This window comes from Sphingomonas sp. NFX23 (assembly GCF_049887795.1).
Classification (GTDB): domain Bacteria; phylum Pseudomonadota; class Alphaproteobacteria; order Sphingomonadales; family Sphingomonadaceae; genus Sphingomonas.
The window spans coordinates 774,671-789,091 of sequence record NZ_JAGEKH010000001.1 but is presented as its reverse complement, the minus strand read 5'-3'; the positions used below and the strand labels follow the sequence as shown (position 1 = coordinate 789,091).

At 66.9% G+C, this 14,421-nt stretch carries 12 protein-coding genes; 10 read left to right on the top strand and 2 right to left on the bottom strand.

All coding sequences use genetic code 11. The features are described from left to right. Window positions 1–41: 41 nt before the first annotated feature. Complete coding sequence (locus J4O76_RS03445; protein ID WP_426280252.1) at window positions 42–4,568, bottom strand: AAA domain-containing protein; 4,527 nt, start codon at window positions 4,566–4,568, stop codon at window positions 42–44. Window positions 4,569–4,766: 198 nt separating this feature from the next. Here J4O76_RS03445 and J4O76_RS03440 point away from each other — a divergent pair, with 198 nt between their 5' ends. The 10 genes from J4O76_RS03440 to J4O76_RS03395 all read left to right on the top strand — a co-directional run bounded on the left by J4O76_RS03440 (window position 4,767) and on the right by J4O76_RS03395 (window position 13,880). After that, complete coding sequence (locus J4O76_RS03440; RefSeq protein ID WP_426280250.1) at window positions 4,767–5,348, top strand: TerD family protein; 582 nt, start codon at window positions 4,767–4,769, stop codon at window positions 5,346–5,348. Window positions 5,349–5,374: 26 nt separating this feature from the next. Continuing rightward, on the top strand, window positions 5,375–6,553 hold the full coding sequence (locus tag J4O76_RS03435; protein WP_426280249.1) for a TerD family protein: 1,179 nt from the start codon (window positions 5,375–5,377) through the stop codon (window positions 6,551–6,553). Between the two features lie 28 nt (window positions 6,554–6,581). Further along, window positions 6,582–7,691 carry a DUF475 domain-containing protein gene (locus tag J4O76_RS03430; protein WP_426280247.1) on the top strand — a complete coding sequence of 370 codons (1,110 nt, stop codon included), beginning with the start codon at window positions 6,582–6,584 and terminating at the stop codon, window positions 7,689–7,691. 20 nt (window positions 7,692–7,711) lie between these two features. Continuing rightward, window positions 7,712–8,290, top strand: a complete 579-nt coding sequence (locus tag J4O76_RS03425; RefSeq protein WP_426280245.1) for a TerD family protein — start codon at window positions 7,712–7,714, stop codon at window positions 8,288–8,290. 24 nt (window positions 8,291–8,314) lie between these two features. Further along, window positions 8,315–8,890 carry a TerD family protein gene (locus J4O76_RS03420; RefSeq protein ID WP_426280243.1) on the top strand — a complete coding sequence of 192 codons (576 nt, stop codon included), beginning with the start codon at window positions 8,315–8,317 and terminating at the stop codon, window positions 8,888–8,890. A 201-nt stretch (window positions 8,891–9,091) separates the two neighbouring features. Continuing rightward, window positions 9,092–10,318, top strand: coding sequence for a phosphoribosyltransferase domain-containing protein (locus J4O76_RS03415; protein WP_426280242.1), 1,227 nt, complete (start codon window positions 9,092–9,094; stop codon window positions 10,316–10,318). After that, window positions 10,315–11,064 carry a hypothetical protein gene (locus J4O76_RS03410; protein ID WP_426280240.1) on the top strand — a complete coding sequence of 250 codons (750 nt, stop codon included), beginning with the start codon at window positions 10,315–10,317 and terminating at the stop codon, window positions 11,062–11,064. Before J4O76_RS03415 ends, J4O76_RS03410 begins: the two co-directional genes overlap by 4 nt. Continuing rightward, window positions 11,054–12,160 carry a cysteine protease StiP domain-containing protein gene (locus J4O76_RS03405; protein WP_426280238.1) on the top strand — a complete coding sequence of 369 codons (1,107 nt, stop codon included), beginning with the start codon at window positions 11,054–11,056 and terminating at the stop codon, window positions 12,158–12,160. The genes J4O76_RS03410 and J4O76_RS03405 overlap by 11 nt, the downstream gene beginning before the upstream one ends. Further along, window positions 12,157–13,074, top strand: coding sequence for an HpcH/HpaI aldolase/citrate lyase family protein (locus J4O76_RS03400; RefSeq protein ID WP_426280236.1), 918 nt, complete (start codon window positions 12,157–12,159; stop codon window positions 13,072–13,074). The genes J4O76_RS03405 and J4O76_RS03400 overlap by 4 nt, the downstream gene beginning before the upstream one ends. A 14-nt stretch (window positions 13,075–13,088) precedes the next feature. Next, window positions 13,089–13,880: an AIM24 family protein gene (locus J4O76_RS03395; RefSeq protein WP_426280234.1), complete on the top strand. Its 792-nt coding sequence runs from the start codon at window positions 13,089–13,091 to the stop codon at window positions 13,878–13,880. On the opposite strand, the gene J4O76_RS03390 is transcribed toward J4O76_RS03395, so the two are convergent. Beyond that, window positions 13,877–14,353: a hypothetical protein gene (locus J4O76_RS03390; protein WP_426280231.1), complete on the bottom strand. Its 477-nt coding sequence runs from the start codon at window positions 14,351–14,353 to the stop codon at window positions 13,877–13,879. The genes J4O76_RS03395 and J4O76_RS03390 overlap by 4 nt on opposite strands. Between the last annotated feature and the right edge of the window lie 68 nt (window positions 14,354–14,421).

The window sequence follows — 14,421 nt, the reverse complement described above, 5'->3', positions numbered from 1 at the left end:
CCGCATCATCCGAAAAGACGCGGCACGACGCGCGTGCCGCGTCAGTCGAAATCCTCCAAGACGAGCCACGCGTAGGGGACGTGCTCGGCGTCGAGAGGCATGCTTCGCCAACGCCGATGTTCCGTATGTCTGCTGGGCGGCAGGGCATCCCCGGTCTCCGGATGTATTCCGCGCGCCGCCAGCACTTCGACCAGTTCGTCCATCACACCGCGGCGATCCCGCAGGAAACGAGACGCGAAGCATCGCCACACCACCCAGCCGGCGCGCTCGAGCATCCGCTGACGCGCCATGTCGTCCGGCCACTGCTCGGGACCGTGATAGCGATCGCCGTCGCACTCGATCGCCAGGCGTCGATCGTCGCTGCCTTCGACTACCAGATCGATGCGCTTGGAACCGACCGGAACCTGCGTGTCCACGCGGAACCCACGCTCGACGAGCAGGTCGTACATGTCAGTCTCGAACGGCGACTCGCATCTGGTCCGTCTGTCGGCGTTCAGCGCCCCGTCGCCGGCGAAGGGAGCATGGAAGTGCTCGATCAGGCTTCTGCGCAACCTGTCCGAAGGACGGAGATCCTCGAGTTCGACGGATCGGACCAGGACCATGCGGTCGCGTGCGCGGGACGCGGCGACGTTGAAGCGCTGCTCGTAGCCCAGGCCGGAAAGTCCGGTGCTGCCGCGGTCCGCGACCAGCGAGATGAACATTATGTCGCGTTCGTCGCCCTGGAAGGCCACCGGCTCGCCGACGCGTATGTGGTGACGCAGCATGACCTCGGTCCCGAGCACCTGCTCGATGGCCGTCTGGATCGCGACCGCCTGTTCCTGACCCAGGAGGGTCGTCACGCCGATCGACCTCCCCCTCATCGCCGGATCGTCGGCTATCCTGCTGATGGCGTCGACGATGCAGTCGACCTCGGGCGGGTTCACCTTCCCCTTCCGGTAGCCGTCCTCGACCATGATGTCGACGAGGGGCGGATCGAGCCGTTCCGAGGCGGAAGGAAGCCGCAGTGGTTCGAGCTGATGGCTGTAGAACTGGGCCTTCGAGTACTCGATGATCGGGGCCACGCAGCGGAAGTGCTCCTTCAGCATGATCGCTCCGCCCGCGAAGACCACGGTCCCCAGATCGTAGAGGGACTTCTCCTCCCGGAGCGCAGACCGGTAGTCCGGGATCTGACCGCCGAGATGCCGATCGGCCAGAAGGTTCATGCGCGCCTCCTCGCGGAAGCCGGCATCCGGACTGACCTGCCGGTCGTCGCCGACGATCAGCACCTGCTTGGCGCGCAGCAACGCCGGAAGCGCCGCCATCGTCGACTGCGAAGCCTCGTCTATGATGACGAGGTCGAACAGCCCGAGTTCGGCCGGCAGGGATTCCGAAACGCGGTAGTGCGGCATGATCCAGCACGGCAGCGCGTTCTTCGCCCTGTCCGCCGCGGCCCTCGCGTCCGCCCGATAGCGGCCGGCGCGGACACCCGTTCCGCGACCGAGACGGCGCATGGCCTGAGCATATGCGGCGAGCGCCGCCCGGACCTGATCGCTCGCCTTCTCCGCGAGGCGGCACCAGGTGCGCTGTTCGATGGCCTCCTCGTAGGCTCGCCGCAACCGATCCTCGTGATCCGTCCTGTCCGCGCCCAGCGAACGGAGCCTGTCGTGCCGGTCGATCCGACCGAGCCATGTGGCGAGACGACGCAGGGTCCAGCGTTCCCGCCAATCGCCCGGCGTGAGCGGATCCTCGGTGCCTTCGACCGGCCGCCGCCGCAGAAGCTCGGCCCACTGCGGCGCACCGCTCTCCTCGATCAGGCCGCAGACTTGCCGGATGCGGGAGAACGCCGGTGCGAGGGCCCGCAGTTCGTCGGCCTCGCCCAGCGCCGCGGCCCAACGCCGCGCGAGCAGCGTCGCGTCGGTGCCGCCGTGCCCCACCATCGTCCCGAGAATCTCGCGCAGTTCGTCGCCCAACGCCCCTTCGGCGTCGGAAAGGGACTGCGCCAGACGGATGCGATCGGACCGCGCCGTGGAGAGACGTGCGAGCCTCAGATGCCGATCCAGCAGTTCCACCACGGCATCGATGCCCTCGTCCGTACCGACGTCGTGACGCCCCGATCCAGGCAGCACGGCATGCACCCGCGCCGTCGCCGAGCGCTCGCGCTGTACGACTTCCCGGAGACGCCCAAGGTGATCAAGCTGTCGGCGCATCAATTCGCCGACCGAAGGACCGTCGAGGACCACGACGTCCAGTCCGGCGTGCGGAGCCGCATTGTTCCAAGCGGCCCCGAGCGCAACGGTCCTGTCCAGAGCCAACAGGTACCTTGCGATCTCCGCCCACTGCGAAGCGTCGGTGGGCGCGCGGCCGGAGAGCCGGACGGCTCCGACCTGCAGCTTCAGCTGGCGGGCGAACAGGCTCTGGAACAGTCCGAGATCCCCGCCCGAGGCCAGCGTGTCCACGGCCTCTCGGAAATCCCGGTCGTCGGCGGCGCCTTCGCAGAGCGTGACCGGGCGGACCAGGAAGTGACGCGCCAGGTCGCACAGCTCGCCCACGTCGGCCCGAAGGCCATCCAGCCCGCGCAGCGCGGGATCATCCGGGTCGGAACGCCACCGGGCCAGCACGGGGAGGGTCCAGTCCCTTCCGTCCGCCGAAGCGTCGTGACGTGCCGCACGAAGCGTCTCCAGTTCGACGCGCATCGCAGCAAGGGCGTCCGGCGAGACGTTCGGCGCGGCTGCGGCGACGCCGGTCGTGGTCCGCTCGATCTCGTCGGCGGACACGAGCGACCGATGCAGGAGCACGAGGGCATCGACGTCGGGGAGAGCCGCATCGGGGGCACGGTGATCGAGATCGACGATTCGTGCTCCGACCGTCCGGCGCGCCACGCGCAGCGCTGCGACGGCCTCGTCGTCGAACTCGGGTTCGTGCGAGGAGACGACGTCGATCGGATCCGCGATCCATTCGGCGGCCGCCCCGGCGCGTACGAGGCGGCGGGCCGCCTCAGAAGGTTCGATCGGCGCGCCGTCGATGATCGCCGGGGCCATGGCTCCGCGTCCGATCTCGTCGATCTGACGGTCGATGACCGCAAGCCCCCTGTGCAGAGCCTCGATCCGGGCGTCCAAGGCCGCGATCTGACGCGCGGCATCTGCCGGACGGGTCCGCTGCACCCTGTCGGCGATGATGTCGACCGACTCCTGGAACTGCTTGAGGCCGTCCCTGTCGCTTTCGAGGAGACTCACGGCCAGCGGCCGCACGGCCTCCGGCAGCTTCTCCCGCAGCACCTTGAGCGGCGGAGCCTTCTGCGACGTCACCAGGACCCGCTTCCCCAGCGCGAGGTAGTGGCTGATGATGTTGGCGATCGTGTGCGTCTTGCCGGTTCCCGGCGGACCTTGGACCACGACGCCCGAACGCGTCGACAGCCTCTGTATGACCTCGACCTGTTCGCGGTTGAACGGCTTGGGGAAGAACAGGTCCGCGCCGGATCCGTCGGAGGACGTCACTCCGGGTATCGTGGACACGCCCCGAAGCGCCGGATAGTCCTCGACGACCGCGGCGTCGGTCGGGGTCTCGATCAGCGCTCGGACGGCGGCGGGGAGATCCGAGACGTCGTCCAGCGCCGAGACCTGGCCGCGCAGGCTGCGCAGATCGTCCATCAGCTGCGTGCCCTGCCGCGTGCGCTCGAGGAGGACCCAGCCGTCGTCGACCTGCAGCGTGTCGCCGACGGGCGGCTGCCGTTCGCCGAGATCCGGCAGATAGGCGCCGTCGGGATCTAGCACCGCCACGGCCCGGCGGAGGACGGGAGCGAAGGTTTCGATGGCGAACGGCGATACGCCGTCCCCTTCGAGAGCGTCGAAGTAGCGCTGGGCGGCGCTACGCCAGTCCTCCGCCGAGGCGACGCCCAAGGCGTCCATCGGCCCCGACTCGATCGCGACCGGGGCCTCGCTCCGCGGGCGGACCTCGATGGCGTGGGACTGCTCGCCCAGCGATATCTCGACCGGCACCGTGATCAGGGGGTGATGCAGCTTCGAACCGGCGCGGGTCCACCGCGCAATCCCGATGCCCCAGACGAGTTCTACGGGCTGGTCGGATGCGCCATCGAGCGCCTGTCGCAGCGCGAACAACCCGTTGTACAGCTCGATCGACTGCCGACGGGGGCGCTCCTCCTCGGCCCATCGGGCCCAGCGATCGCGGCGGTAGCCTTCGAGCGCCGTCTCCACGCGGAGCCGACCTTCGAAGGCATCCAGCGAGACCGTCCCGGCCGTGGCGGGATCTGCATCCTTCAGCCCGAGCAGCGCTTCGGGCACCTCGCGCCGCAGCGACGGAGCCTTGCCCACGTCGTCCGGAAGATCGATCCAGACGCGCAGCTCGGCGTCTCCGGGCACTGGCGGCGGACAGCGCACTAGTCGTTCTACCGTCAGCCAGCAGTGGTCGTCGGCATCGCGCACGTTGACGAGAACGCCGGGCAGTTTGATGAGGTCCTCGCCGAAACGTCGGAAGCCCCGGTAGTCCACCATGTCCAGCACCGTGCGCAGACGATCGCGCTCCGTCGCTTCGACGTAATCGATCAACGCCGCAAGTCGTTCGATTCCGATCATCTACTTATGCATATCCGGTATTGTCCCCTATGGCGGTATTGCGTGGCGCAGCGCAGAACGCAACGGGATCAGACCTCGACCGCCACAACTGGCTCGGGAATGGATTATACATGGTACAAACCGAATCCGCTGGCCTTGCACGGCTCCGCCGCGGGCGGCTAGGCTGCCACTTCTGCGGCGAAATGGGGAGAGCGTCGAATGGTAAGCCTGTCAAAGGGACAATCGGTCCGTCTCGAGAAGACGGGCGGCGGCAGCCTGACGCGCGTCTCGATGGGGCTGGGCTGGGACGTGCGGAAGGCCAAGGGGCTGATGGGCCTCTTCGGCGGCAACGGCGAGAACATCGATCTCGATGCGTCGTGCCTCACGTTCGATTCCAGGCGGCAGCAGATCGATCAGGTATGGTTCCAGCAGCTGGCGAGCAGGGACGGGAGCATCGTCCACAGCGGTGACAATCTGACCGGTGCTGGCGATGGCGATGACGAGACCATCTCGGTCGACCTCTCAAGGCTTCCGGCCGAGGTCCAGTCGCTGGTGTTCACGGTCAACAGCTTCCGCGGAGACAGCTTCGAGAGGATCGAGAACGCCTACTGCCGGCTGGTTGACCTCACGAACGGACGCGAACTCGCCCGCTTCGACCTGACGGGAAGCGGCTCCCACACTGGCCAGGTGATGGCCACAGTCACCCGATCGGGCGACCAGTGGTCCATGAACGCCGTCGGCGTACGGACCCAGGGTCGGACCTTCCACGACATGATGACGCCCATCCTGTCCTCCATCTGACACACAGCCCAGCTACCGGAAGCCACATGATCGAACTACAGCAGGGCGGCAATGCAGCCGTCGACGGCACCGATGCGACCATCCGGTTCGAATGGTCCGTGCCCCAGGGGCGCGACGTCGAGGCGGACGCCTCCGCGTACCTCCTCACCGCGAACGGCCGGGTGCGCGGGGATGCGGACATGGTGTTCTACAACCAGCCGGCCGGTGCCGACGGCGCCGTATCCTTCGTAGCCGACGACGGCGGGCGCGGCCGGTTCCAGCTCGACCTGGCGCGGATCCCGCAGTCGATCGAACGCATCGTCTTCTGCGTCACGCTCCACGAGGCCCAGTCCAAGCGGCAGACGCTGGCGCTGCTCGACGGAGCGACGATCAGCGTCGACGCTGCAGGCTCGGCCATCCGATATCGCCCGGCGCTCGTCGCGGCGAGCGAGGCGGCTATGACGTTCGGGGAACTCTACCGGCGCAACGGGCAGTGGAAGTTCCGTGCGGTGGGGCAGGGGTTCAACGGCGGCCTCGCCCCGCTCGCCGGCTCCTTCGGCATCGACGTGGCCGAAGCCGCCGCCCCTCCCGAGGCGCCGCCACCGCCACCGCCACCGCCACCGCCGCCCGTCCGGCTCAGCAAGGTCACCCTGGACAAGCCGGGGCAGACCGTCAGTCTGGAGAAGAAGGGCGCCGCATTCGGGGAGATCGGCGTCAACCTGAACTGGTCGAGAGGCCGCAAGGGGTACTTCGGCGGCGGCACTGCGATCGATCTCGATCTCGGCTGCCTTTACGAACTCCAGGACGGCAGCCTGGGCGTGGTGCAGGCCCTGGGCAACGCCTTCGGCTCGTTCGAGGACGATCCGTACATCGCGCTGTCGGCCGACGATCGGACCGGCGACGTTTCACAGGGGGAGACCATGCGGATCAACGGTCGCCACTGGTCGGACATCCGTCGGGTGATGGTCTTCGCCAACATCTATGACGGCGTCCCGAACTGGCAGCAGACCGACGGCGTGATCACGGTCGCGATGCCGGATCAGCCTCCGATCGAGGTCCGTATGACCGAAGGTCGCAACGACCGCCGGGTATGCGGCGTCGTCATGATCGAGAACGATGCCGGCCGTCTTAAGGCGACGCGCGTCGTCGAATACTTCCGCGACCAGCAGAAGCTGGATCAGCGGTTCGAATGGGGACTCCGCTGGGTGGCTGGCCGAAAGGACTGACGGCCGTCCGGCGCGAAGGGGAAAAGACGTGTTTCAATACTACAAGGGTTCACTGCTCTTCACCGTGGTGTGTCTGGGACTGGCCGCTTGGCTTGGATCCCATCTCATGGGTACGTTCTCCGGAACGCTGGGCGTCCTGTGGATCGTCCTCGTGCTCGGCGTGCTCGAGGTCTCGCTCTCCTTCGACAACGCCGTCGTCAACGCGACGGTGCTGCGGGACATGGAGCCGGTTTGGCAACGCAGGTTCCTGACGTGGGGCATCGTCATCGCCGTGTTCGGCATGCGGATCGTCTTTCCGCTGCTGGTCGTCGCCATAGCCGCGAGGCTCGGTCCCATCGACGCCGTGAAGCTGGCCGCTACCGATCCCGTCACGTACGAGCGCATCATCACCGGTGCCCATGTCGGCATATCGGGCTTCGGAGGCGCCTTCCTGGCGATGGTGGGACTGACCTTCTTCCTCGACGACGACAAGGAGTCCCACTGGATCGGGCCGATCGAGCGACCGTTCACCGGACTGGGCCGGATCTCGGGCGCCGCGATCGCGGTCGTGCTGCTCGCGCTCTTCGGCGTCTCGCGCCTGATCGCCCCCCACGACGCGATGACGTTCATCACGTCGGGAATCTTCGGTCTCGTCTCCTACATCGCAGTCGGTGCGATCGGGACGCTACTGGAGAAGGACGAAGGCGAACCTTCGGGTCAGGGAGCCGCCGTGACGGTCGCCAAGGCGGGCCTCGGCGCGTTCCTCTACCTCGAGGTGCTCGACGCCTCGTTCTCGTTCGACGGGGTGATCGGCGCGTTCGCGCTTTCGAACAACCTGTTCGTGATCGCGCTCGGGCTCGGGATCGGTGCCATGTTCGTACGATCGATGACCGTGATGCTCGTCGATCGCGGCACGCTGACCGAATACCCCTATCTCGAGCACGGCGCGTTCTACGCGATCATCGCCCTCGCAGCGATCATGCTGCTCTCCGTGCGCTTCGAGATACCCGAAACGGTGACCGGCCTGATCGGCGCCGGCTTTATCGGACTCGCGTTCATCGCGTCGGTCCGGAGCAACCGCGCGGCAGGCGCCCATGAGCCGATCGCGCTCGAGGACGCCAGCCCGATCGGCCCGACCGGCGAACATCTTTCACTCTGATCCATACAGGAGACAAGCCAATGTCAGTCAGTCTTTCAAAGGGCGGAAACGTCAGCCTTTCCAAGGAGGAACCCGGCCTCGCCAATGTGCTCATCGGTCTGGGATGGGACACCCGCTCGACCGACGGCACCGATTTCGATCTCGACGCAAGCGCCTTTCTGCTCATTGCGGGTGACCGCGTCCGCGGCGATGGCGACTTCATATTCTACAACAATCTCCGTTCGACCGACGGCTCCGTCGAGCATACCGGCGACAACCGCACCGGCGAGGGCGACGGCGACGACGAGGCGCTCAAGGTCGATCTCACGAAGGTCCCCGCGGAGGTCCAGAAGATCGCCGTGGCGGTGACCATCCACGACGGCGAAGCCCGCCGGCAGAGCTTCGGCATGGTCTCCAACGCTTTCATCCGGGTCGCCAACGATGCGACCGGACGCGAGATCGCGCGGTACGACCTCACCGAGGACGCCTCGACCGAAACGGCGATGGTCTTCGGCGAGGTCTACCGTCACAACGGCGAATGGAAGTTCCGTGCCGTCGGGCAGGGCTACAAGGGTGGTCTCGGCCCCATGGCCAGGAACTACGGCGTCAACATCGGCTGAGGCCGAAACACGGGAGTCTACGACATGGCGGTTTCTCTTTCCAAGGGTGGCAACGTAAGTCTGAGCAAGGAGGCGCCGGGTCTCAAGGCCGTCCACGTCGGTCTCGGCTGGGACACGCGCGTCACCGACGGCAGCGCGTTCGATCTCGACGCGAGCGTGTTCCTGCTCGGCGAGTCCGGCAAGGTCCGTTCGGACGCGGACTTCGTGTTCTACAACAACAAGAACGGTGCGGGCGGTTCGGTCGTGCATCAGGGCGACAACCTCACCGGCGAGGGCAGCGGCGACGACGAGGTCGTGGCGGTCACCCTCGATCAGGTCCCGGCCGAGATCCAGCGGCTCAGCTTCGCCGTCACCATCCACGATGCCGATGCGCGGCGACAGAACTTCGGCATGGTCTCGAACGCGTTCATCCGCGTCGCGAACGCAGAGGGCGGTACCGAGATCGCCCGCTACGACCTGTCGGAGGACGCGTCGACCGAGACGGCCATGGTGTTCGGCGAACTGTATCGTCATGGCGCCGAATGGAAGTTCAAGGCCATCGGTCAAGGGTTCGCGGGCGGCCTGGGCCCGCTCGCCCAGTCCTTCGGCGTGAACATCTGATTCTGATCCACTGCGCCCCGTGTACTCGACGGGACGCGGTGGACGACCGGGTTCGGCATGGGGCGATCGGCGACCAGGCATCGGCCGAGCGCGATCCGAATCCGGGACGCCCAAACGGACGTGACGGCGGCGAGGAGCAGTGGGTCCCGATCGCTTCGCGCAACGAACCGTCCACCCAGAAGAAGCTGTAGAGATCCGATCATGAACCTGAACAGATCGACGACGCCTTCGCGGGCGACGCCCATCGCGTTTGCGACCGAAGCAGTCGATCTGCGTCATGCAGGCGCGTCCATGTCAGCCGCGCCGAAACCGATATTGTTCGCGGATGCTCCCGAAATGCGATCGTTCAGACTGTCGACGGGAGCCCTCGAAGTCACCGTGCTCGGTGGGACATGGCCGCTCGACGAACTCTGCGACTTCGCCGCACGTGACAACCCGAAGCGGGGCTTTCTAGTGGTATCCAAGGTGCTGGGTCGGCATCTTCCGGCGCGCCCCCGCACCATGCGACGAAGCGTGAAGGATCTCGCGGAACGCATTCCGGTCGATCTCCCCGGCCCCGTCATGGTCGTCGGTCTCGCGGAGACCGCAGTGTGCCTCGGCCAGTCCATCCACGAGGAGCTCCGCCTCCAATCGGGACGGGAGGACGTGTTCTTCACGCATTCCACCCGCCAGCGTCTCGACCGACCGCTGCTGTGTCGGTTCGAGGAACCGCACAGCCACGCTTCAGCGCACCTGATCTACGAACCGGATCTCCCGGGAATGCCTCCGCCTCGGTCCCTGGTCCTGGTGGACGACGAGATCTCCACGGGGACGACGATCCGCAACCTCGCGGACGCGCTCGTCGACGCGTGGCCAGGTATCGAGACGATCGCCGTGGCCGTGCTCACCGACTGGTCTTCCGGCTTCGCCTGGCACGCCGCGATGCCGCGACCGACCACGTCGTGCTCGTTGCTGCGCGGGAGACTGGAATGGAGGCCGGAAGCCGCCGCCAAGTCCAGTGGCGCATTGGTGGCCACCACGGGCTCGCTCGGGCGAATGCCTCGCCACGACAACTTCGGAAGACTGGGCCTGTCCGATACCGTCCATCGCCCTCCGACCACGGATGTCCCCACGGTCACGGGACCACTGCGCATCGTCGGTACCGGCGAATTCACCTATCTTCCGTTCCGTCTCGCGGAAGCGCTCGAACAGGATGGTCACGACGTCGTCGTACAGGCGACCAGCAGGAGTCCAGCCCACCTCGGTGGTGCGATGTCGACGAAGCTCCGGTTCGAGGACAACTACGACACGGGCGTCCCGAACTATCTTTACAACGCGGATCCGGCCGACGGTCGGACGACCTGGATCGCGCACGAGACGGACACGGGGACGATCGACGACGCGCTCGTCCAGGCTCTCGACGCTCAGATCGTCGGATGGGCGTCATGATCGGCGCCATCACGCTCGTCGATCTGGACGACACGCTCTTCCAGACCCTGCGCAAGTGCCCCGACGACGTTCCCTTCGACAGACTGACGCCCCTCGGCTTCGCCAAGGACGGCTCGCCCCTCAGCTATGCGACGCCTCGCCAGATGAGCCTGCTGGAGTGGCTGTCCGCGACGACGCACCTCGTTCCGGTGACGGCTCGGAGCCTCGACGCTCTCCGGCGCGCGTGCATACCGTTCCGGGCCGCGGTATGCGCACACGGGGGGGTGATCCTGGACGAAGCGGGCGCGATCGACTTGGAGTGGCAGGCGATCATGGAGACCGAAGCACGCCGTTGCTCAGCCATGCTGACCGAGATGCGGGACGCCGTCCACGCCGAGGCGACGGCGAGGGGGATCCCGGTGAACGTACGGGTCCTCGGAGAAGGCGGACTGCCGCTCTACACGATCGCGAAGCACGCCGATGCGGACGTCGAGGCGCTGTTCTCCGTCGTCGATGTGGCTATACCGGATGTTCCCGCGGGATGGACCGATCACAGGAACGGCAACAACGTCGCGCTGATGCCGCCGCATCTCGGCAAAGGACGCGCGGTCGCGCACATCCTGCCGGCGCTCCGCATGCGCTTTCCCGACGTCCCGGTGATAGGGATCGGCGACAGCACGACCGATGCTCCCTTCATGGGCCTGTGCGACTTCGCCATGATGCCGACCGCGTCGCAGCTCGCCGAAACGACCTTCGATGCGCATTGAGGCGGTACCCGGGAAGGGGACCCCATTCTCAGGCAGCTACGACGCCGAGGACGTGACGTTCCTGCTGAAGCCCGTCGACATGCCGCCTACCCGGATCGCGGAAAAGGAGGCTGCGATCCAGTCCGGTCTGCGGCACTATTCCGAAATGATCGCTCCGGAATCCCTGCCGAGCGACCGATACCTCTCGCTCTACGACGCCGCACTCGAGCGGAACGGCGACCGTCTGGCTGCCGACGTCGCCGCACTTGCCGCCCATCTCGCCAGCCGCAGGCCCGGACGGGAGATCGTCATCGTATCGCTGGCGCGTGCGGGAACGCCCATCGGCGTGCTTCTTGTGCGAACGCTCCGCGCCTGGGGACATGCAGCGCATCATTATTCCATCAGCATCATACGGGACCGCGGGATCGACGAGGTCGCGCTCGCCCACATCGCGGCACGCCATGATCCGGCGGACGCGGTCTTCGTCGACGGCTGGACCGGCAAGGGGGCCATCGCCGCCGAACTCCGTCGAAGCCTCGCCGGTCGTCCCCGCGGGTTCGCTCCGCTGCTTGCGGTCGTCGCCGATCCCGCGGGGCAGGCTGACATAGCCGCGAGCGGAGACGACTATCTCATCGCTTCCGGACTCCTCAACGGCATCGTCTCGGGGCTGGTCAGCCGTTCGATCCTGAACGCGGGGTTCGTCGGCGAAGGCGACTTCCATGCCTGCGTCACGTATCCGCAGCACGCCCATGCCGACCTGTCGCGCACCTTTGTGGACGCGTTGGCCCCGCGTGCCGCCGCAGCCGTTCCGCGGACGATCGCCGACCATGCGGCCCGGCGACCCTCGCTAGCGGCAGACTGCGCCGTCATGCTTTCGGACGTCTCGGCACGCGCCGGCACGAAAGACGTGAACAGGATCAAGCCGGGGATCGCCGAGGCGACCCGCGCTCTGCTTCGCCGGGTTCCGGAACGCGTCCTCGTCCGCGACCCGGCCGACGAGGACGTGGCGCACATCGCGCAGCTCGCTGACGAAGCCGGCATCCCGGTCGATCGTCTCGACCCGAAGTCGAGATATCGTGCGATCGCAGTGATCCGAAAGCTCGGCACTCGGACATGAGCGCACGTGCCTTGGCTCTTGGAGCCACCCTCTACATGCCTTGTACGCGGACCGATCTCGCGGCGCGTCTGTTCGGTCCGGGCCGGATCCCCGATCTCCGCTCGGTCGTGCTGTGTCTCGAGGATGCGGTACTCGAGCGGGATCTGCCGGAAGCGCTGTCGAACCTGGGAGGCCTTCTGCGCTTCGCGGACGCACGCGAGGGCGGCCCGTCCGATCCCATGATCTTCGTCCGCCCGCGCGATGCGGCGATGCTGGCCCGCATACTGCGCATGCCCGGCGCGGGCCGCCTCACCGGCTACGTGCTGCCTAAGGCGAACACCGAGACGGTGCCCTGCTATCTCGCCTTGCACATCCCCGACGGGCAGATGCTCATGCCGACGCTGGAGACGCGGGAGGCGTGCGATCCGCATGAGATGCGCAGACTGCGAGATCAGATGCTCGCCGTACAGGATCGGATCCTAGCCCTCAGGATAGGCGGCAACGACCTGATGCAGTCGATGGGACTGCGCAGGTCCGCCGGCAGCACCGCCTACGACGGCCCCCTCGGCCCGATCATCGCAATGCTGGTGGCGACGTTCTCCCCCTGGGGATTCTCGCTCAGCGCACCCGTGATGGAGCGGTTCGGCGATGCGGCCCTTCTGCGTCGCGAGCTGGCGCGCGACATCGATCACGGCCTTCTCACCAAGACCGCAATTCATCCCGACCAGATCCCGATAATCCAGAACGCGCTGGCCGTCCCGTCTCGCGACGTCGAGGAGGCGCGCGCGATTCTCGACCCGAACGGTCCTGCGGTCTTCGCGCAGGACGGAGTCATGTGCGAGCCCGCCACGCACCGCGTGTGGGCCGAGCGGATCCTTGCGCGGGCGGAAGTCTTCGGCAAGGCCGACGGCCTTCCCATTCATAAACGAGCCTGAAGGGATACGTGTAGATGTCTGGTTATCGGCACAAGCTCGACGAGCAGGGCGCAGGCGGCGTGCGCTTCGAACTCTATCAGTTCGAGCGCAAGGCGCTTGCCGCCGCCTCTCCCGTCCACGTGCCCAACGCCACGAGCGGCGGCACCGCAGCCACCATACATCTGCATCCCCCTCACGCTCGGACCGCACGCCAGCTGCGTATCGTCCTGGATGGCGGCGCGGCGCTTCTGGAACCCGGCGCCCTCCAGTACGCCCTCGGCAAGCTGGAAGTCGACGTCCAGAAGAACGCCAATGCCGGCGGCTTCCTTGCGCGGGCGATGACCTCTGCGGGTACAGGAGAGAGCGCCTTCGCGACCAGGTTCGCAGGGCTAGGCGAAGTCTGGACCGAGGTCACCACCAAGCACTTCATCCTCGCTTCGATGGAAGGGCCCCAGGACTCGCTGATCCTCGACGACGGAGCGTTCTACGCCTGCGACGCCCATATCGCGGTGTCTACGCACGTCCATCGGTCGGTCCAGGGTCTGTTTTCGGGGAACGGCCTCATGCAGCCGAAACTGACCGGGAAGGGCGCGTTCGTCGTCGAGGCTCCGGTCCCGGTGGACGAGATCGAGGTCGTCGAGCTGGACGGCGCGGACGAGCTGATCGTCGACGGCGACATCATGCTCATGTACTCGGCCGGGCTGCAGGTCGAACTCCGACCGCTCGTACGGGGGCTGCGCAACGCGATGCGGACGGGGGAGGGGCTCGTGTTCGTCTTTCGTGGACGCGGTACCGTCTGGCTCACGCCGACGACCAGGCTGGGCTAGCCGAGGGGGTCATCCCGTCCGTAGCGGTGCTCGATGAAGCGCAGGTTGTCGGCGAAGCCATCGATGTCGTCCTGCGCCAGCGATCGCGACAGATGCTCTAGCCTCGCGATGAGGCGATCCAGGCCCGCGTTGAGATTGTAGCTGGCCGACTGTCCCGTGCTCCGAAAGATCTCCGCGCGATGCTGTGGCGGGATCTCGGCGTAGCTGGCGATCAGCTGCGGAGCATGGACGTCCCGCATCTGGCGGACCTCGGCGCGCGTCGAAGCAAGTGCGCCGCCGACGTCCCGGCGACCTTCGATGTCGGAGATCAAAGCGGTCAGCCGGGCGACCCGACCCTTCGAGGCCGTCGGGAGCCTCGGATCGTCCACGGACAGCGCAGGGAGGGCTGGGGCAGGCGGAACGGGCGGTGGTCCGGAAACCTCTTCGCGACTGCCTCCGAACCACCGCGCCAGCACATCCAGTAGACCCGGCACTTCGTTCCCCATCGATCGGATGATCCGTGACCATACTAACAAGGTGGTGCCCCCGAAGTCCAACGCCG